Annotated in this window: 14 protein-coding genes; 3 read left to right on the forward strand and 11 right to left on the reverse strand. The window is 73.3% G+C overall.

Annotated elements, in window-relative coordinates; all coding sequences use genetic code 11:
• Nucleotides 1–4: 4 nt before the first annotated feature.
• The gene (locus VKA29_RS06050; RefSeq protein WP_324784132.1) at nucleotides 5–757 is read right to left on the reverse strand and encodes a DUF6879 family protein; all 753 of its coding nucleotides are present in this window, start codon (nucleotides 755–757) and stop codon (nucleotides 5–7) included.
• Nucleotides 758–1,133: 376 nt separating this feature from the next.
• On the opposite strand from VKA29_RS06050, the gene VKA29_RS06055 reads away from it, so the two are divergent.
• Together VKA29_RS06055 and VKA29_RS06060 are read left to right on the forward strand one after the other, a co-directional pair.
• Nucleotides 1,134–1,634 carry a hypothetical protein gene (locus VKA29_RS06055; protein WP_324784133.1) on the forward strand — a complete coding sequence of 167 codons (501 nt, stop codon included), beginning with the start codon at nucleotides 1,134–1,136 and terminating at the stop codon, nucleotides 1,632–1,634.
• Nucleotides 1,635–1,707: 73 nt separating this feature from the next.
• Nucleotides 1,708–2,364, forward strand: coding sequence for a class I SAM-dependent methyltransferase (locus VKA29_RS06060; protein ID WP_324784134.1), 657 nt, complete (start codon nucleotides 1,708–1,710; stop codon nucleotides 2,362–2,364).
• An 11-nt stretch (nucleotides 2,365–2,375) separates the two neighbouring features.
• Here the strand turns inward: VKA29_RS06060 and VKA29_RS06065 are convergent, their stop codons facing one another.
• The 7 genes from VKA29_RS06065 to VKA29_RS06095 all read right to left on the reverse strand — a co-directional run bounded on the left by VKA29_RS06065 (nucleotide 2,376) and on the right by VKA29_RS06095 (nucleotide 11,491).
• Nucleotides 2,376–3,032, reverse strand: coding sequence for an SUKH-4 family immunity protein (locus VKA29_RS06065; protein WP_324784135.1), 657 nt, complete (start codon nucleotides 3,030–3,032; stop codon nucleotides 2,376–2,378).
• Nucleotides 3,033–3,267: 235 nt separating this feature from the next.
• Nucleotides 3,268–5,577: a xanthine dehydrogenase family protein molybdopterin-binding subunit gene (locus tag VKA29_RS06070; RefSeq protein WP_324784136.1), complete on the reverse strand. Its 2,310-nt coding sequence runs from the start codon at nucleotides 5,575–5,577 to the stop codon at nucleotides 3,268–3,270.
• Nucleotides 5,574–7,544, reverse strand: coding sequence for a 2Fe-2S iron-sulfur cluster-binding protein (locus VKA29_RS06075; protein ID WP_324784137.1), 1,971 nt, complete (start codon nucleotides 7,542–7,544; stop codon nucleotides 5,574–5,576). Before VKA29_RS06075 ends, VKA29_RS06070 begins: the two co-directional genes overlap by 4 nt.
• Nucleotides 7,541–8,434, reverse strand: coding sequence for an FAD binding domain-containing protein (locus VKA29_RS06080; protein WP_324784138.1), 894 nt, complete (start codon nucleotides 8,432–8,434; stop codon nucleotides 7,541–7,543). The genes VKA29_RS06075 and VKA29_RS06080 overlap by 4 nt, the downstream gene beginning before the upstream one ends.
• Nucleotides 8,435–8,688: 254 nt before the next feature.
• Nucleotides 8,689–10,314, reverse strand: coding sequence for a beta-N-acetylhexosaminidase (locus VKA29_RS06085; protein WP_324784139.1), 1,626 nt, complete (start codon nucleotides 10,312–10,314; stop codon nucleotides 8,689–8,691).
• 293 nt (nucleotides 10,315–10,607) lie between these two features.
• Nucleotides 10,608–10,889, reverse strand: a complete 282-nt coding sequence (locus VKA29_RS06090; RefSeq protein ID WP_324784140.1) for a DUF3039 domain-containing protein — start codon at nucleotides 10,887–10,889, stop codon at nucleotides 10,608–10,610.
• Nucleotides 10,890–10,918: 29 nt separating this feature from the next.
• Nucleotides 10,919–11,491: a YqgE/AlgH family protein gene (locus tag VKA29_RS06095; RefSeq protein ID WP_324784141.1), complete on the reverse strand. Its 573-nt coding sequence runs from the start codon at nucleotides 11,489–11,491 to the stop codon at nucleotides 10,919–10,921.
• A 251-nt stretch (nucleotides 11,492–11,742) separates the two neighbouring features.
• Here VKA29_RS06095 and murA point away from each other — a divergent pair, with 251 nt between their 5' ends.
• On the forward strand, nucleotides 11,743–13,089 hold the full coding sequence (gene murA, locus VKA29_RS06100) for a UDP-N-acetylglucosamine 1-carboxyvinyltransferase (RefSeq protein ID WP_324784142.1): 1,347 nt from the start codon (nucleotides 11,743–11,745) through the stop codon (nucleotides 13,087–13,089).
• Between the two features lie 124 nt (nucleotides 13,090–13,213).
• On the opposite strand, the gene VKA29_RS06105 is transcribed toward murA, so the two are convergent.
• The 3 genes from VKA29_RS06105 to VKA29_RS06115 all read right to left on the reverse strand — a co-directional run bounded on the left by VKA29_RS06105 (nucleotide 13,214) and on the right by VKA29_RS06115 (nucleotide 18,043).
• Entirely contained in the window at nucleotides 13,214–13,495 is a 282-nt protein-coding gene (locus VKA29_RS06105) for an HU family DNA-binding protein (protein ID WP_007382399.1), read from the reverse strand.
• A gap of 290 nt (nucleotides 13,496–13,785) precedes the next feature.
• Nucleotides 13,786–15,201, reverse strand: coding sequence for an NAD-dependent malic enzyme (locus tag VKA29_RS06110; protein ID WP_324784143.1), 1,416 nt, complete (start codon nucleotides 15,199–15,201; stop codon nucleotides 13,786–13,788).
• A gap of 535 nt (nucleotides 15,202–15,736) precedes the next feature.
• On the reverse strand, nucleotides 15,737–18,043 hold the full coding sequence (locus VKA29_RS06115; RefSeq protein WP_324784144.1) for a HelD family protein: 2,307 nt from the start codon (nucleotides 18,041–18,043) through the stop codon (nucleotides 15,737–15,739).
• Nucleotides 18,044–18,268: the final 225 nt, after the last annotated feature.

The raw sequence follows: 18,268 nt of genomic DNA on the forward strand, positions 1-18,268 counted from the left end.
CGCGCTATTCGGTCGTGGCCACCTGCGCGGCGAATTTCTCGCGCGGGATTGCGTGGTGCATCGCTGCGTCGCGCACGATGGCGTACCGCACGACCTCGGCCGGCTCGGTGATCAGCTCGATGTTGAGCAGGTTGTCCTCGTCGTCGAAGTGCAGCAGGGCGACCAGCCGTGAATCGAAGATCCAGAAGTCCTCAGCGGGCACGTCGGCCCGCGCGGCGTCCTCGCGCCACAGGTACCGGATGTCCTCGCCGAAGGCGGCGTTGTGCCGGGCGTAGTCGAGCAGGAACAGTTGCTCCGCGGTGGGCGGGTCATCGGCAATTCGGACACGGCCGACCGTCTTTCCGGCTCCCGTCTGGGCCTTGATGTTGACGAACCAGGGTTCGTCGGGGTCGCAGGGTGACGAGCCGGTGGCCAGGAATACCTGAAACTCCGGGTCCTGCCGGTCCGACGCATAACCGCGCCGTGTCTCCAGCCGCCAGGCGGTGTGCTCGAAGGTCTCGAACAGGCGGCGGAAGGTGGCCCGGTCCACGAGTTCCGGCACCCGTTCCATCTCCTTCGGTCCCCAGTTCACGAGCAGTTCCCGCGGCACCGCCACCGCTGCCTCGTCGACTCCGAAGTGCTGGAGCTGTGCGAGGTCTTCGGGGTCGGTGACTGGCGTGCCTTGAACGATGATCTCGCCGGTGCCTTCGTCCGTGTGCAGGGCGGGGCAACCGTCGACCTTGCTGTCCGTGCCGACGAAACGCAGCCGACGAACCATGGACGTTCTCCCTTCCGTGGGGTGGTAATCCCACATCAGCATGGTGGGGAGTCCTGGCCTGGCACTACTGGCTCAGGCGAGCCTCAGGAGAAAACACCAGCAATCCTGGACGTGCGCGAGCAAATTCGAGAAAACAGCCTACCGCCGGTCAACGCTCCGCTCCTAGCGTCCTGCTCATGGCCGACGCCTTGACCAGGTCCGCTGAGTGGGCAACGGCCAGGGCGCCAGCCAAGTCGCCCGCTCCAGCCGAATCAGCCAGCAGTCCTCGCTGGGTTGGGAAGCGCAAGGCGCCCGCGCCCCGCTTCCACCCGGAAGGTCTGACAGGTGGGACGGGCTCGAACCGGTACGGCACGACCTTTCTCCGAAGGAGCAGTCCATGACCGTCACACTCGACCAGCCCGCGAGCATCCGCACACGGGGCCCGAAGGAACTCCTCAACGCCGTCCAACCCCACATCAAGCACCTGACGATCAACGTGCTGGACGGAGACATGACCCTCTGGGACCGCGAGGTCGCCTTGCTGCTGCGCGACCACACGATGGTCCGCGACATGGCCGAACGCATCCTCGGCAACGCGGTCATGTACACCATCGGCTGCATGGAGCACCCGGAGGTCCACCTCGGGGTCGGTAAGCTCGTCGACATCGGCGTTCACCAGCTCATCCTCGACACGCCGGTGTGGTGGGCCCTCTGCGACGTGTACAACGAGGGCCGCTACAAGCACCACGCCCCCTTCATCGAGCGCCGCCGTGACGGGCTGTGCCTGCGCACGGCCGACTTCCTGAAATCCGCCGGCTTCGACATCGACGAGGAGTTGTGGGCGATCGACGGCACGGACTGCTCGCCGTGCGACAACAAGGTCCCCGACAGTCACTGAACCGTTCTACGTCGGCCCCTGCTTCTCGGTGCCCCTGAGGATCAGGGGCCGACCCCTGCGAAGAGGAATCGTCTTGCCCGCACAACATGACATCGCCGCCGAGACGGAGTTGTGGGACACCTTCGCCGCTTCCGCCTTCAAGGACGACGCGGAGCCGGGTTTCTGCTGGACCCAGTACGCCGGTCACGGACCCGGCGCGGAGCTACTGGGAAACCCGGGCTCGGCGCTGGAGATCGGTTGCGGCACCGGCCGTGCTGTCGCCTACCTCGCTCGACGCGGCATCACCGCTCGGGGCGTCGACCTGTCCCCCGTCATGGTCGAGAAGACCACCACGAAGTGGGCGGGCACCGGCGCGGAGTTCGTGTGCTCCGAGGTGCTGGAGTACCTGAGCGAGCACGCGGAGGCGTACGACGCGGTCTACTCGATCTTCGGCGCCGCCTGGTTCACCGATCCGGGCCGTCTCTTTCCCCTGGTCCGTCGACGGCTCAGGCCCGGGGGCGTCTTCGCCTTCTCGCAGCCTCCGGCCATCCCAGGCGCCTACGGACCGCAGGGAATGTACAAGGGAGGCTTCGCCGGAAAGGCGATGTTCACCTACCGCTACAGCTACCGCCCAGCCGTGTGGGAGCGCCTGCTCACCCGGGCCGGTTTCGCCACGGCCGACGCGCGGGTCCTCGACGCGCCTCGGCCTGGGCACATCGGGACGCTCCTCGTTCGTGCGGTCGCTCCGTGACGGACCCCGCTTCACTCCGGGTGGGTGCCGTCGTGGTGGAGGAGGCAGAGGGTGAGGGCGAAGGTGGAGACGTCCGTGGAGAGCGGGTGCGGGGTCGTGCCGGGGCCGCGCCAGGTCAGGATCGCGCCCGTGGCGCCGTCCAGCAGCACGGCGTGCTGCTCGTCCAGGTCGCCGAGGCGTATCAGACGGGCCGCGTGCGGCGGGAGCAGGTCGGGCGACGGGGCCACTTCGGGGCGGTGGTCGTCCGCGTAGTACTCGGCCAGCGTCGGCAGCGGGATGTCCGTGTCCAGCTGGAAGAGGGCGGTGTCCTCGGGCAGGCCGGTCTCGCACAGGAAGTGGCGGGTCGGCTCGTGGGTCAGCGCGGACGGGAAGTCGATGTCCTCGAAGCGGACCAGCCGGCCGGGGCCGAACTCCCGGTCCAGCAGGCGGGCGGGCAGGTCGAGGGCGAGGCCCGAGACGGTGGGGGTGGCGGCGGCCCCGGTCAGCGGGCGGAGCGCGCCCGCGTCACCGGGCCGGCCGCGCGGGCCCGCCGGCCGCAGCAGGCCCCCGAACGCGAGCGGGTCCAGGCCGTCGAACGCCTGCGGGTTCAAGTGACCTTCGAACGCCCGCTGGTTCGGATGGTCGTCGATCGAAGCCGTCTCCGCGACGGCGGTGTCGGTCGTGCTCATGGTTCCCCCGGATGTGCTTGCTCGTCCCCGTGCGGGGCCCGGCCTGTGGTCCGGTCTCCCGCCGGAAGCGGGCGTCCCCACTGCCAGAACATTACGCCGCCCCACTGACAACGCCCCACCGACTTACGGCCCGATGACTTGCGCCCCATGGGCCAACGGCCCACGGACCGACCGGCCCCCGGGGGAAGACGTCAGACGGCCGCGGCGCGTTGCCTCCGCCGCGGGTCCGGTCCGCTCACTGCCCCGTCACCACGGCCGCCTGGGGGCGGATGGGGAGGCGGTTGACCGGGCGGCCGGTGGCGGCGCGGACCGCGGAGGCGATGGCCGCCGGGGACGTGACGACCGGCACCGCGCTGACCGCCTTCGCTCCGAACGGGGCGACGACGTCGCGCTCCTCGACGAGCTTGACGATGCGGATGTCGGGCGCGTCCAGGGCCGTCGGCAGGGCGTAGCCGGTGAGGTCGGGGTGGCGGATCAGGCCGCGGCCGGTGCGGAGGTTCTCGGTGAGCGCGATGCCCACGCCCTGGGTGACGCCCGCCTCGATGCGCGCGTGCAGCTGGGCCGGATTCAGCACGCGGCCCACGTCCTGCGCCAGCGCCAGCTCCACCACCCGCACCGAGCCCAGCTCGACGTCGACGTCGACGACCGCGCGGATCGCGCAGAACGCCAGGCCCACGAAGGCGTCGCCCTGGCCGGAGTCGTCCAGCGGCTCCGTGGGGTGCGGGCGGCACTGGGCGGTCGCCCACAGCTCCTTGCCGTCCAGGGCCTCGGTGACGGTGGTCGACAGGACGCCGTCGTACGACGTGATCTTGCCGTCGGTGATCTGCAGCAGTTCGGTGGACATGCCGAACTTGTGCGCCAGGGGCTGAAGGAGCTGGGTGCGGACCATCTTCGCCGCGCGCTCCACCGCGCCGCCGGACACCCAGGTGTGGCGGCCGCGGCAGCCGGCGCCCGCGGGGGGCTGGTCGGTGTCCACCGGGGCCACGTGCACCTCGTCGACGCCCAGGGTCTCCTGCACGATCTGCCGGGCCAGCGTGGTGAAGCCCTGGCCGGTCTCGACAGCCGCGCACAGCACGGTCGCGACGCCGTCCTGGACGCGGACGGTCGCCGTGGAGACCTCGTCGGCGCCCTCCGCGCCGAGCATGTGCACCATGCCCAGGCCGTAGCCCACGCCCCGGCGCACCGCGCCCGGGTCGCCGGCGCCCTCGGGGCCGCCGGGCAGCAGCCACTCGTCCTCCGGCGTGTCCTTGGGCAGCGGCGGCAGCGGGAAGTCGCGCACCGCCTGGAGGAGTTCGGCGACGGGGGCCGGGCAGGTCACCGTCTGGCCGGTGGGGAGCACGTCCCCGGTGGCCAGCACGTTGCGCATCCGCAGTTCCGCCGGGTCGACGCCGAGCTTCTTCGCCAGCTTGTCCATCTGCGCCTCGTACGCGGCGCACACCTGCATCGCGCCCTCGCCGCGCACATGCCCCGAGGGCGGGTTGTTGGTGCGTACCGCCCAGCCCTCGATGAACGCGTTCGGCACGACGTACGGGCCGCAGGCGAACGCCACCGCGGCGGCCAGCGCCTCGGACGACGTGTCCGCGTACGCGCCCGCGTCGAGCAGGATCTGCGCCTCGACCTTCACCAGCCGGCCCTCGGCGTCGGCGTGGTGGCGGTAGCGCAGCAGGGTGGGGTGCCGGTGGACGTGGCCGAGGAACGACTCCTCGCGGGTCGCCGTCAGCTTCACCGGGCAGCCGGTCTTCAGCGCCAGCAGGCCCAGCGGGAGCTGGAAGCCCTGGTCCTCGCGGTCGGCCGTCGCGCCGGGCACGCCGGTGACGACGATCTTCACGCGTTCCGGGGCGAGCCCGTAGCAGGCTGCGAGCGCGTCACGGTCGGCGTGCGGGTCGGTGGAGGCCAGGTACAGCTCGACGCCGCCGTCGGGGCGCGGCACGGCGAGGCCGGCCTCGGCGCCGATCGGGGCGGGGTCCTGGCGGCCGATGCGGTACAGGCCCTCGGCGACGACCTCGCCGACCGCCTCCGGGTCGCCGTGCCGCAGCGGGATGTGCCGGATCAGGTTGCCGTCGGGGTGCAGCGGCTCCGCCTCGAAGGCCTGCTCGGGGTCGGTCACCGGGTCGAGCACTTCGTACTCGACGATGACGGCGGCGGCGGCCATGCGCGCGGTGTCGGGGTGGTCGGCGGCGACGGCGGCGATGGGCTCGCCGTGGTGGCGCACGACCTCGGAGGCGAAGACCGGGCGGTCGGCCTTTCCGCGGCCGTGCAGCGGGGCGCCGGGGACGTCCTCGTGCGTGACGACGGCCCGCACGCCGGGCATCTCGCGCGCGTGGGAGGTGTCGATGGACACGATGCGCGCGTGCGCGTGCGGCGAGCGCAGCACGGCGGCCCACAGCAGGCCCTCGGCCCACAGGTCGGCCGCGTACGGGAACGTGCCCTCGGTCTTGGCCCGGGCGTCGGCGGCCGGCAGGGAGGCGCCGATGCCGTGCGGGATCGGCTCCGGGGCGGGTGCTGCCTCCGCGGCGGTGGTCGCGGTGGCGGCTTCGTTGCTCACGCCTGGCCTCCGTCCTGTCCGTACGCCTGGTCGTGCGGTCCGGGTGATCCCGGTGATCCGGGTGATCCGGGTGACTCGAACGCCGACGGGTTGACGCCGCCGGCCCCCGGGCCCGCCTGGTGCGGGATGCGCGCCTCGTCGGCGTGCGTCCCGGCGTTCGTCTCGGCCTTCGCCTGGGCGTCCGTCGCGTCGTCGGCCGCGGAGTGCGCCTCGCGTTCGGCGACGACCTCCTGGACCGCGTCGACGACGCCCCGGTAGCCGGAGCAGCGGCACAGGTTGCCGCACAGCGCCTGGCGGGTCTCCAGCTCGGTGGGCGCCGGGTTGCCCTCCAGCAGGTCGTGCACCGTCATCGCCATGCCGGGCACGCAGAAGCCGCACTGCACCGCGCCGCACCGGGCCAGCGCCCGCTGCACGTCGGAGGGCTGCCCGTCGACGGCGAGTCCCTCGACCGTGCGGACCTCGCTGCCGGCGGCCGTCACGGCGGGCACCAGGCAGGAGGCGACGAGCCGTCCGTCGACCTGGACGCTGCACGCGCCGCACTCGCCCTGCGAGCAGCCGTCCTTGGCGCCCGCGAGGCCGAGCCGCTCGCGCAGCACGTACAGCAGCGACTCGCCGATCCAGGCGTCGGCGACGGGGCGGTCGGCGCCGTTCACCCGAAGGACGTAGGACGCGAGGGGGTGCTCCTCGCCGGTGGGCGCGGGCGGCGGGGTCTCGTCCGGGGCGGTGGCTTCCGCCGGGCCGGCCGTGCCGTCCGCCTGGTCCGCGTGATCCGGGGAGTCGGCCTCGCGGGGGTCGGAGGGGGCCTGCGCGGGACCGTCGGTCTGCGGGTTCTCCCGCGCGGCCGGGGCGGGTTCGTCCGCCGCCGCTGCCTGCTCCGCGGCGGACGGTTCCTCGGCGGGCCGCTCCCCGGCCGCGGGCTCCTCGGCCGACAGTTCCTCGGCCGACCGCTCCGCGGCGGGCTCCGTGAAGGGCTCCACGGCCCCTTCAGCGGCCTCGGCGGCGCCTTGTGCGGCCTCCGCCGCCCCAGCGGCCTCACCGGCCTCCTGAGCCCGCTGCGCGGCTTCCCGCACCGCCTCCGCGGCCTGGGTGGCCTGCGCCGCCGCCTGCGACCCGGGGTCCTGCTCGCCGGACGCGGCCGGGTGCCCCTGCACCGGGTGCTCCGGTGCCGCGGGGTCGTGCCCGGCGGGGGCGTGACCGGCCGGGCCGTCCGCGGCCGACTGGGCGTCGTGGCCCGGTGCGGGCGTCCCGTAGGCGTACCCGGCGTCCGCCGGTGGCTGGGCGTACCCGGCGCCCGGCTGCGGGTGCGGCTCGTACGGTTCGTGCGGCTGTCGGGGGTCGGTGTGCGGGGCCGTCCGCTCGTCCGTCGCGCCCTCGACGGCGGAGGCCCACGCCTGGCCCGCCCCCTCGGTCGCCCACGGCGCGGGCGCGCCGCCCGGCAGGGTGGCGGGGGGCGTGCCGCCCCACTGCTGGACCAGCGACGACGTGGTGAACTCGCCCGACTCGTCCGGCAGGTCGCCCCCGGCGACGGGGATCGACCACTCCCCGGTCACGTCCTGCCCCGGCGCGGGCGCGGGCGCCGGCGCGGGCGGGGCCTCGTGGCCGGCGTTGTCGCCGAAGTTCCACTGCTGCGTGGCACCCGGGTGGTACGTGAACCGGTCGTCCGGCGCGCCCTGGGCGGCGGCGTTCGGGTCGGGCCACGGGGCGCCGTCGGCCGGCGCCGCCCAGGCGCCCGGCGCCGCGGGGTCGGCCCCGGCGCCCGGGGCGGGGGTGGCCGCTATCTGCGGGGGCACGTAGCCGTGGCCCGGCGCGGCGAGGGGGGTGTCGTAGGAGGCGAGCAGCTCGTCGATGCCGCCCTCGGGGAGCTTCACGAAGGCGGTGGCGCCGTCGTCGTAGTCGCCCTGGGGCAGCGGGTCCCAGCGGCCCGCGCTGCCCTGGGGCGCGCCCTGTCCGTGCTGGTCGTCGGTCACGACAGCGCCCTCCCCAGTGCTCGTCGGGCCAGCGCGGCGACGGTGCGCCGCAGGTGCAGTACGGCGGGCGGAAGCTGCGGCACGGAGCCGTCCGCCTCCGGGGCCGGGTCCGGGATGCAGGCCGCGGCGACGTACTCACCGAAGGCGCCCAGCGCCTCCGGGACGATCGCGCGGTTGTTGTCCCAGTCGATCAGCCGGGCCACCCAGTGCTCGGCCTCCAGGGGCCGCAGCGGCATCGGCGCTATGGCGCCGACGGCGCACCGGACGCCGCGCCGGGCCGGGTCGAGGACCAGGGCGACGGACGCGACGGCGCGCCCGGGGCCGGTGCGTCCGGTGGCCTTGAGGAAGACCTGCGGGGCGTGCAGCAGCGGCACCCGCACGTAGCCGATGAGTTCGCCGCCGCGCAGCATGTCGACGCCGGCCAGCAGGTGCGAGACCGGGAGCTCCCGGCGGGCCCCGCCCGAGCCCGCGATGATCAGCGTCGCCTCCAGGGCGGCCAGCACCGGCAGCGCGTCCCCGGTGGGATGGGCGGAGGCGATGTTGCCGCCGAGGGTGCCGGCGTTGCGGATCTGCGGCGGGCCCGCCGCGCGCGCGGACGCGGCCAGCGCCGGGATGAGCGCGGCGAAGTCGGGGCGGCCCATGCGCGCGTGGGTGAGACCCGCGCCGAGCAGGGCGTGACCGTCCTGGTACTGCCAGCCGCGGATCTCGCTGATCCGGCCGAGGCCGACCAGCGCGGCGGGTCTGAGCTGCCCGGAGTTGACGGCTGCCATGAGATCGGTGCCACCCGCGACGGGCACGGCCGCCGGCATGGCGGTGAGCGCCGCCACGGCCTCGTCCAGCGTCGCGGGCAGCGTCACGGCCTGCGCCGCCTGCGGTGCGTGCATGGTCAACCCGGCTGCCCCTTCCCGCTGCCCCACCTGGTCCCAGCTGGTCCCGCCTGTTGCGCCGTACGGTACGTGCCGACAGGGCGGACGTGGCAACTCTGGCACATCTTCGCAGGGGCCGAAGACGTGGGTCCGCTAGGAGGCATTCGCCCGCCTCACCAGGGAGATGGTCCGTTTTCACACGGCATCACCTGGGCGATCCGGTTGGCACCTTTCGGTGATGCTTGCGATGTTTTTCCCGCCTCCGTTCGGGAGGTCGGCTACCTGTTCGGGGGCGCGCCCTCGATCGGGCGGCCGGGCACGCCGGGGCGCCGCTGCCACGGCCGCGGTCCGGCGGGCGGCCGGTAGGCGACTCCCAGCGCGTCAAGTCGACGATAATGCGCGGTCATTCGCCGCTCGAAGCCGGCCAGGTCGCGCTGTCCGGGGGCCGGCAGGCGACTCCAGGCCACCTCGGCGAAGGCCGCGAGCCGCGGGAACGTCTGGTAGTCCACGCGGGCGCGGTCCTCCGTCACCTCGGTCCACACGTTCGCCTGGGTGCCCAGCACATGGCGGGCCTCCTCCTCGGTGAGCTGCGGCGGGACCGGCTCGAAGCGGTAGACGTCCTCCAGGGTGCGCACGTACCCGATCGGCACCGGCTCGTCCTCGCCCGGCGCCTGACGGTGATCCAGGTACACGTACTGCTCGGGGCACATGACGACGTCGTGGCCGGCGCGCGCGGCGGCCACCCCGCCCGCGTAGCCGCGCCAGGACGACACCGCCGCGCCCTCGGCGAGGCCGCCCTGGAGGATCTCGTCCCAGCCGATGAGCCGGCGCCCGCGCGCGGACAGCCACGCGTCGAAGTGCCCGATGAACCAGGCCTGCAGACCGTCCTCGTCGGCGAGCCCGAGTTCCCTGATGCGCGCCTGCGCGGCCGGGGACCGCCGCCACTGGTCCTTGAGGCATTCGTCGCCTCCGACGTGGACGAACCGCGAGGGGAAGAGGTCGAGCAGTTCTTCGAAGACCCCCTCGTAGAAGCGGACGGTGTCGTCGGTGGGGGCGAGTACGTTCGGCGAGATCCCCCAGTCGTCCCAGACGGAGAGGGCGGCGGTGTCGACGACGTCGGTGTTGCCGAGCTCCGGGTACGCGGCGATGGCGGCCTGCGAGTGGCCGGGCACGTCGATCTCGGGGACCACGGCGATGTGCCGCTCGGCCGCGTAGGCGACGATCTCCCGGATGTCGTCCTGCGGGTAGAAACCGCCGTGCGGCTTCGGCTCCCACAACGGCGAGGCGCGGTGGCCGAATCTCGTGCGTGCCCGCCAGGCGCCGGTCTCGGTCAGCCTCGGGTACCGCAGGATCTCGACGCGCCAGCCCTGGTCGTCCGTCAGGTGGAGGTGCAGGACGTTGAGTTTGTGCGCGGCCATCAGGTCGAGGTAGCGCAGGACGTCGTCCTTGGGCATGAAGTGCCGGGCGACGTCGAGCAGGAGGCCGCGCCAGCCGAACCGGGGCGAGTCCTCGATGCGGGTGAGGGGGAGGCGCCACCGCCGGCCGGGGAGGGGGGCGCGCCGGAAGGCGTCCGGACCCAGCAGCTGCCGCAGCGTCTGGGCGCCCCAGAAGACTCCGGCGGGGCCGCCGCCCGCGAGGTGAGCGCCGTCCGGCGTGACGGCGAGCCGGTAGCCCTCGGCACCGAGGTCCTCGGTGACCCGCGGGTCGACGGACAGGCGGAGCACGCCGGGCCCGCCCGGGTCCCCGGGGGGAAGCGGCAGGCCGGTGGCCGCGCCCAGCGTCGCGCGCAGCCAGCGTTCGGTCCGCTCCGTGCCGGTCCCGGCGGCCAGCGCGGTCCGCGGGCCGAGTTCGAGGAAGCGGTCCGCACGGGCCGTCGCCTGCCGGGGTTCGGGAATCAGGTCCATCGCGTCAGCCCTTCACCGCTCTCGCCCGGCCCGGAGACCGGCCGTCTCGTGCCGCCGTGCGCGACGGAGGCTCGCTTCGCGCGACGGAGGCCTGCTGCGCACCACCGCGGCTCGCTCGGCGCGGCGGAGGCTTGCGCACATGAGGCTGACGGAGGCTTGCGCAACGGAGGCTACGGAGTGCGGCGAGGCGCCCACAAGAGGTCTCGACCACTTACCGGCCGGAAGACGCGAAGACCCCCCGGGTCGCGCGGAACCGCGCCCCGGGGGGTCTCGCGAACGCCTGCCGGTACGGGCTACTTGCCGCCGTCGCCCTTGTCGTCGCCGCCGCTGCCCATGGACTCGTAGATCTCCTTGCACATGGGGCACACGGGGTACTTCTTCGGGTCGCGGCCCGGCACCCAGACCTTGCCGCACAGCGCCACGACGGGGGTGCCGTCGAGAGCGCTCGCCATGATCTTGTCCTTCTGGACGTAGTGGGCGAAGCGCTCGTGGTCGCCGTCGCCGTGCGACACCTGCGGCGTCGGCTCCACGAGGGTCCCCGTACCAGTCCCGCGCTCGGGCTCGAGAGTGCTCATGCCGCCAAGAGTACTGAAGCTCACACCCATCAGTTGAGCGAAGGGTCGTCCGGGTACGTGGCCACCATCGCCAGTTCGCTGCGCTGGCGGCGCAGCACCTCGCGCCAGAGCCGCTCCGGGGAGGGCGAGGAGACGTCGCCGGGCTCGGACTCGACGACGTACCAGGCGCCCTCCGCCAGCTCGTCCTCCAGCTGGCCCGGGCCCCAGCCGGCGTACCCGGCGAAGATGCGCAGGGAGCCGAGGGCCGAGGCGAGCAGCTCCGGCGGGGCCTCCAGGTCGACCAGGCCGATCGCGCCGTGCACCCGGCGCCAGCCGAGCGGGGCCCGCTCCCCGGCCGCCCCGCCCGGGATGACGGCCACGCCGAGTGCCGAGTCCAGCGACACCGGGCCGCCCTGGAAGACGACGCCGGGCTCGCCGGCGAGGTCCGCCCAGTCCTCCAGGATGTCGCCCACGTCGACCGGGGTCGGACGGTTGAGGACGACGCCGAGGGAGCCCTCCTCGTCGTGGTCGAGAAGGAGCACCACCGCACGGTCGAAGTTCGGGTCCGCCAGGGCGGGCGTTGCCACGAGCAGCCGCCCTGTGAGCGAGGACACCTCGGTCATGCCAGACATGATCCCGCATCTTCCGCCGGAGTGGGGAGGCAATGCGGGTAAGGGGGTGAGCGCACCCCGGGACGGTTCGGAGCACGCCGGGCGCACGAACGGGGCGGTGACCGCGCGTGCCCGGCGGGGAACCGTTCGTGTTGTGACACAGCTATGACAAGGCTGGGCCGTTCTCGGGCTTACTGAAGGGGGGTGGGCGGCGATTACCCTTTCCCTTCTGGCCCTGCCCAACTCATCGGAACGCGAGATACATGACCGTCAACGGCAATGACGACGTACTGCTCGTCCACGGCGGAACCCCGCTGGAGGGCGAGATCCGTGTCCGCGGTGCGAAGAACCTCGTGCCGAAGGCCATGGTCGCCGCCCTGCTGGGCAGTGGACCGAGTCGACTGCGCAACGTGCCGGACATCCGTGACGTGCGTGTCGTACGCGGCCTGCTGCAGCTGCACGGGGTGACGGTCCGTCCGGGTGAGGAGCCGGGCGAGCTGGTGCTCGATCCGACCCACGTCGAGAGCGCCAACGTGGCCGACATCGATGCCCACGCCGGGTCGAGCCGTATCCCGATCCTGTTCTGCGGTCCGCTGCTGCACCGGCTCGGGCACGCGTTCATCCCCGGCCTCGGCGGCTGCGACATCGGCGGCCGGCCCATCGACTTCCACTTCGACGTGCTGCGGCAGTTCGGCGCGAAGATCGAGAAGCGGGCCGACGGGCAGTACCTGGAGGCGCCGCAGCGGCTGCGCGGCACGAAGATCCGGCTGCCGTACCCGTCCGTCGGCGCGACCGAGCAGGTGCTGCTGACGGCCGTCCTCGCCGAGGGCGTGACGGTGCTGTCGAACGCCGCCGTCGAGCCGGAGATCGAGGACCTGATCTGCGTCCTGCAGAAGATGGGCGCCATCATCGCGATGGACACCGACCGCACGATCCGCATCACCGGTGTGGACCGGCTCGGCGGCTACAACCACGGCGCCCTGCCCGACCGCCTGGAGGCCGCCTCCTGGGCCTCCGCGGCGCTCGCGACCGAGGGCGACATCTACGTCCGCGGCGCCCAGCAGCGCTCGATGATGACGTTCCTGAACACCTACCGCAAGGTGGGCGGCGCCTTCGAGATCGACGACGAGGGCATCCGTTTCTGGCACCCGGGCGGGCAGCTGAAGTCCATCGCCCTGGAGACGGACGTGCACCCCGGCTTCCAGACGGACTGGCAGCAGCCGCTGGTGGTGGCCCTCACCCAGGCGACCGGCCTGTCCATCGTCCACGAGACGGTCTACGAGTCCCGGCTCGGCTTCACTTCCGCGCTCAACCAGATGGGCGCCCACATCCAGCTCTACCGGGAGTGCCTGGGCGGCTCCGACTGCCGCTTCGGCCAGCGCAACTTCCTGCACTCCGCGGTCGTCTCCGGCCCCACCAAGCTCCAGGGCGCCGACCTGGTCATCCCCGACCTGCGCGGCGGGTTCTCGTACCTGATCGCCGCGCTCGCGGCCCAGGGCACCTCCCGCGTCCACGGCATCGACCTGATCAACCGCGGCTACGAGAACTTCATGGAGAAGCTCGTCGAGCTGGGCGCGAAGGTGGAGCTGCCGGGCAAGGCGCTCGGCTAGGCGCCGCCGGCCCGGGACGGGACGGCCGACGACACGGACGATGGGGCGGCCACCTCACCGGGTGGCCGCCCCATTGGCGTCGACAGAGCCTGGCGCGTCGTTCCGGGACGCGCCGGCGGGGTTGCTACTTGCCCTTGGCGGCTTCCTTGAGCTTGGAGCCCGCGGAGACCTTCACGCTGTAACCGGCCGGGATCTGGATCGGGTCGCCGGTCTGCGGGTTGCGCGCGGTGCGAGCGGCACGGTGGGTGCGCTCGAAGGTCAGGAAGCCGGGGATGGTGACCTTCTCGTCGCCCTTGGCGACGATCTCGCCGACGGTCTCGGCGAACGCGGCCAGAACGGCGTCGGCGTCCTTGCGGGTCACCTCGGCACGGTCGGCCAGCGCGGCCACCAGCTCACTGCGGTTCATGTTGTTACTCCCGTGTTCTTCTTGCCGTTGAGGCGTGCCACGCGGCGGAGCCGCATGTCAGGCGCTGTGAAAGTCGATGCGCTCGCGCCCAGGGACGCATCCTGCCCCTACCTGCGGCGGGAAAGCCAATCCGGGCACCCGTAGGAGTCGTGCAACCACCCTGGGGAGTCACACGGAGAGGCTCGCGCGTGCCCGCAACCCTAGAGTGCGGCCGTCGGGCCCCGGTTCCCCGACGCGCCGGGGCACCACGGGGGTGGCGATACTCACAGCTCCGGGACCGTACGGCAGGCCTACGACACGGCGGACGCCGCCCTCGCCGCCTCCCGCACCGCGCCGGCCACGGCACCCGCGACCTTGTCGTTGAAGACGCTCGGAATGATGTAGTTGGGGTTCAGCTCGTCCTCGGTCACCACCTCCGCCAGCGCGGTCGCGGCCGCCAGCATCATCTCCGTGTTGACCGTGCGGGACTGGGCGTCGAGCAGGCCGCGGAAGACGCCCGGGAAGACCAGCACGTTGTTGATCTGGTTGGGGAAGTCGGAGCGTCCGGTGGCCACGACGGCCGCGGTCTGCCGGGCGACCGCCGGGTCGATCTCGGGGTCCGGGTTCGCGAGCGCGAACACGATCGCGTCGTCGGCCATCGCGGCCACGTCGCCGCCGTCGAGGACGTTCGGGGCGGAGACGCCGATGAACACGTCGGCGCCGCGCACCGCTTCCTTCAGGGTGCCGGTCAGGCCCTCGGGGTTGGTGTTGTCGGCGATCCAGCGCAGCGGCGAGTCGGCGGCGGCCCGGACCAGGTCCTCGCGGCCGGCGTGCACGACGCCGTGGATGTCGGCGACGACGGCGTTCTTCACGCCCGCGGCGAGCAGCAGCTTCAGGATGGCCGTGCCGGCCGCGCCGGCGCCGGACATCACGACCCGGATGGCCTCGATCGCCTTGCCGGTGCAGCGCAGCGCGTTCTTCAGCGCGGCGAGGACGACGATCGCGGTGCCGTGCTGGTCGTCGTGGAAGACGGGGATGTCGAGGGCCTCGCGCAGCCGGGCCTCGATCTCGAAGCAGCGCGGGGCGGAGATGTCCTCGAGGTTGATGCCGGCGAAGCCCGGGGCGATGGCCTTCACGATCTCGACGATCGCGTCGGAGTCCTGGGTGTCGAGGCAGATCGGCCAGGCGTCGATGCCGGCGAACCGCTTGAAGAGGGCGGCCTTGCCCTCCATGACCGGCAGCGCGGCCTTCGGGCCGATGTTGCCCAGGCCCAGCACGGCGGAGCCGTCGGTCACGACCGCAACGGAGTTGCGCTTGATGGTCAGCCGGCGGGCGTCCTCGGGGTTCTCGGCGATGGCCATGCAGACGCGGGCCACGCCGGGCGTGTAGATCATGGACAGGTCGTCGCGGTTGCGGATCGGGTGCTTCGACGCCATCTCGATCTTGCCGCCGAGGTGCATCAGGAAGGTACGGTCCGAGACCTTGCCGAGCGTGACGCCCTCGATGCCGCGCAGTTCCTCGACGATCTCCTCGGCGTGCGCGGTGGAGGTGGCCGCGATGGTGACGTCGATGCGCAGCTTCTCGTGGCCGGACGCGGTCACGTCGAGGCCGGTCACCGAGCCTCCGGAAGACTCCACGGCGGTGGTGAGCTGCGAGACGGCGGTTCCGCTCGCGGGCACCTCCAGCCGGACCGTCATCGAGTAGGAGACGCTGGGCGCCGTTGCCATGACCGACTTCCTCTGCTTTCACCGGGTGACGCTGTATGCCGTCCGATCGTCGCACCTACTGCCGGGTAGGCGTTAGCGGGACGGGATTGCGGACGTTTTGTTCACAGCGGGTCCCCCTGCCGGGGCGGGGGAACGGGAGAACGCGAAGAGGTCCGCGCCGGAGTGGACGCGGACCTCTTCCGTGGTCTGTGACACCGACCCGCCATGCTCGCCTCGCGGCAAGTGGTCGCTCGTGGCGACAAAGGTTGGGCCCGGGGGCTTGGATCGGGCCGGTGCCACACCCAGGCTAACGCACGGATCCCGGATGGCCATTCCCGTACGGCGAGTTCCTTGCCTCAGTCCCCCGGCGGACCTGTCACTCCCCCGGCTGACCGGGACCTCTCGGCCGGTCGGCGGGTCCTCAGTCCCCCGGCGGGCCGGGACCTCTCGGCCGGTCGGCGGGTCCTCAGCCCCCCGGCTGACCGGGACCTCTCGGCCGGTCGGCGGGTCCTCAGCCCCCCGGCTGACCGGGACCTCTCGGTCGGTCGGCGGGTCCTCAGTCCCTCAGCAGGTCCGGGATGCCGGACGCGTCCGGCTCGTCCCGCTCGCCCGATACGACGGTCAGCTGCTGGGTCGCCCGGGTCAGGGCGACGTACAGCACCCGCAGGCCGGCCGGCGACTCGTCGGCGATCTCGGCCGGGGAGACGACGACCGTCGCGTCGTACTCCAGGCCCTTGGCCTCCAGGCTGCCGAGCGGCACCACCCGGTCACCCAGTCCTGTCAGCCAGCGGGCCGCCTCCGCGCGCCGGTTCATGGCGACCACGACGCCCACCGTGCCGTCGACGAGGTCCAGCAGCCGGGCGGCCTCCGCGCGGACCGTCTCGCCCAGCGACTCGCCCGCCACGGTGAAGCGGGGCCGCACGCCCGTGGAGCGGACGGCGGACGGGGCCTCCGTCCCCGGCATGGCGAGGGCCAGCACCTTGGCCGCCAGCTCGGCGATCTCGGAGGGGTTGCGGTAGTTCACGGTGAGCCGGAAGCGGCGGCGCGGACGGGTGCCGAGGGCCTCGTCGCGGGCCTCGGCGGCCTCGTCGACGTCCGACCAGGACGACTGCGCCGGGTCGCCGACGACCGTCCAGGTGGCGTGCCGGCCGCGGCGGCCGACCATGCGCCACTGCATCGGCGTGAGGTCCTGGGCCTCGTCGACGATGACGTGCGCGTACTCGGTGCGCTCCTGCGCCAGCCGCTCGGCCCGCTCGCGCTGCGACTCCTCGCGGACCGGCATCAGCTCCTCGAGACCGGTCAGCTGGTCCAGCGGGTCCAGCTCGCGCCGGCGCTTCGGGCGGGCCGGCACGCCGAGGATCGCGTGCAGCTCGTCCAGCAGGGCGATGTCGTGCGCGGTGTGGCCCTCGCGCCGGAGCGAACGGGCGACCCTGCGGACCTCGCCGGGGTTGAGGACGCGTCTGGCCCAGCGGCCGAGCCGCCTCTCGTCCGCCATCGCCGCCAGCACGTCCCCCGGCGTCAGCTCCGGCCACCAGGCGTCGAGGAACTCGGTGAAGGAGTCCTCGGAGGTGATGTCCTCGTCGAAGGAGGAACGCAGCTCGGCGGCCAGCTCGGGGTCGGTCTGCCGGCTGCCGGCGCCGGACCGCGCCCACAGCGCGTCCAGCAGCAGCCGGCGGGCGCGCGGGCGCAGCAGGTTGACGGGGGCGGTGCCGCCGAGGGCGGTGCGCCGGACGTGGTCGAGCTCCGCGGCCTCCAGCTCCAGCCGGCGGCCGAAGGCGACCACCCGGAGCCGGTCCGGCGAACCGTTGAGCTCCAGGGCTCCGCGCGCGGCCTTGCGCAGCACCCTGAGCATGCGGGAGGAGCCCTTGGCGCGGGCCACGGCCGGGGAGTCGTACAGGGTGGCCTCGGCGCCGTCGACGAGCGAGCCGACCGCGCGGATGGCGACCTGGCCCTCCTCGCCGAGGGAGGGCAGCACGCCCTCGGTGTACGCCACCAGCAGCGGGGTCGGGGAGACGATCAGGATGCCGCCCGCGTAGCGGCGCCGGTCCTGGTAGAGGAGGTAGGCGGCGCGGTGCAGGGCGACGGCCGTCTTGCCGGTGCCGGGGCCGCCCTCGACGTAGGTGACGGAGGCGGCGGGGGCGCGGATGACCAGGTCCTGCTCGGCCTGGATGGAGGCGACGATGTCCCGCATGGTGTGGCTGCGGGCCCGGCCGAGGGCGGCCATGAGGGCGCCGTCGCCGATCACGGGCAGCTCGCGGCCGTCGAGGAAGGCCGTCAGCTCGGGGCGCATGAGGTCGTCCTCGACGCCGAGCACCTTGCGGCCCTTGGAACGGATCACGCGGCGCCGGACGACCCGCCCCGGGTCGACCGGGGTGGAGCGGTAGAAGGGGGCCGCGGCCGGGGCCCGCCAGTCGATGACCAGCGGGGAGTAGTCCTGGTCGAGGACGCCGATGCGGCCGATGCGCAGGGTCTCGGCGATGTCGGCGGTGTTGTCGGCCCGCACCGCGCCCTCGGCGGGCTCGACGGCGGTGTAGGCGCCGTCGGGGCCCTTCTTGCCGTCCTTGCCGGGCAGCAGGTCGATGCGTCCGAAGAGGAAGTCCTCGAACTCGCTGTTGAGCCGGTTGAGGTGGATCCCCGCCCGGAAGACCTGGGCGTCCCGCTCGGCGAGCGCGCCGGGGGTGCCCACCTGGCCGCGCTTGGCCGCGTCGTTCATCAGGAACTCGGCCTCGTGGATCTTCTCCTCGAGGCGCCGGTACACCCGGTCCAGGTGTTCCTGTTCGATGTCGATCTCTCGGTCACGCACCGAGTCGTGGGCGGAGTCGTGAACCGAGCCGACCGCGGATTCTTGAGCCTGAGCGGCCACCGGGCCCCCTTCTGACGTGCTGGGCAGCCGTCAACCGTACGCGAAGGGGGGCGGTGGAAGCTACGGGGAGGTGGCATCGTCGGCCGCCGGCTCCCCGCGCTCGCCCTGGGCCGCGAGGCGCCGCTGCCCTCCCCCGGCCACGGCGCGCCGTCGGCGGCGGGCGGGCAGGCGGCGCCGCGTGGCACCGTCTGCGGCGGGCAGGCGCCGCTGCCCTCCCTCGACCAC

The sequence above is a fragment of the Streptomyces sp. H51 genome, assembly GCF_035656535.1.
Lineage (GTDB): Bacteria > Actinomycetota > Actinomycetes > Streptomycetales > Streptomycetaceae > Streptomyces.

Bases quoted from the DNA above. Each gene is read 5' to 3' on its own strand.
- VKA29_RS06050 (WP_324784132.1), bottom strand. From the start codon at position 757: ATGGTTCGTCGGCTGCGTTTCGTCGGCACGGACAGCAAGGTCGACGGT.
- VKA29_RS06055 (WP_324784133.1), top strand. From the start codon at position 1,134: ATGACCGTCACACTCGACCAGCCCGCGAGCATCCGCACACGGGGCCCG.
- VKA29_RS06065 (WP_324784135.1), bottom strand. From the start codon at position 3,032: ATGAGCACGACCGACACCGCCGTCGCGGAGACGGCTTCGATCGACGAC.
- VKA29_RS06085 (WP_324784139.1), bottom strand. From the start codon at position 10,314: ATGGACCTGATTCCCGAACCCCGGCAGGCGACGGCCCGTGCGGACCGC.
- VKA29_RS06090 (WP_324784140.1), bottom strand. From the start codon at position 10,889: ATGAGCACTCTCGAGCCCGAGCGCGGGACTGGTACGGGGACCCTCGTG.
- VKA29_RS06095 (WP_324784141.1), bottom strand. From the start codon at position 11,491: ATGACCGAGGTGTCCTCGCTCACAGGGCGGCTGCTCGTGGCAACGCCC.
- murA (WP_324784142.1), top strand. From the start codon at position 11,743: ATGACCGTCAACGGCAATGACGACGTACTGCTCGTCCACGGCGGAACC.
- VKA29_RS06105 (WP_007382399.1), bottom strand. From the start codon at position 13,495: ATGAACCGCAGTGAGCTGGTGGCCGCGCTGGCCGACCGTGCCGAGGTG.
- VKA29_RS06110 (WP_324784143.1), bottom strand. From the start codon at position 15,201: ATGGCAACGGCGCCCAGCGTCTCCTACTCGATGACGGTCCGGCTGGAG.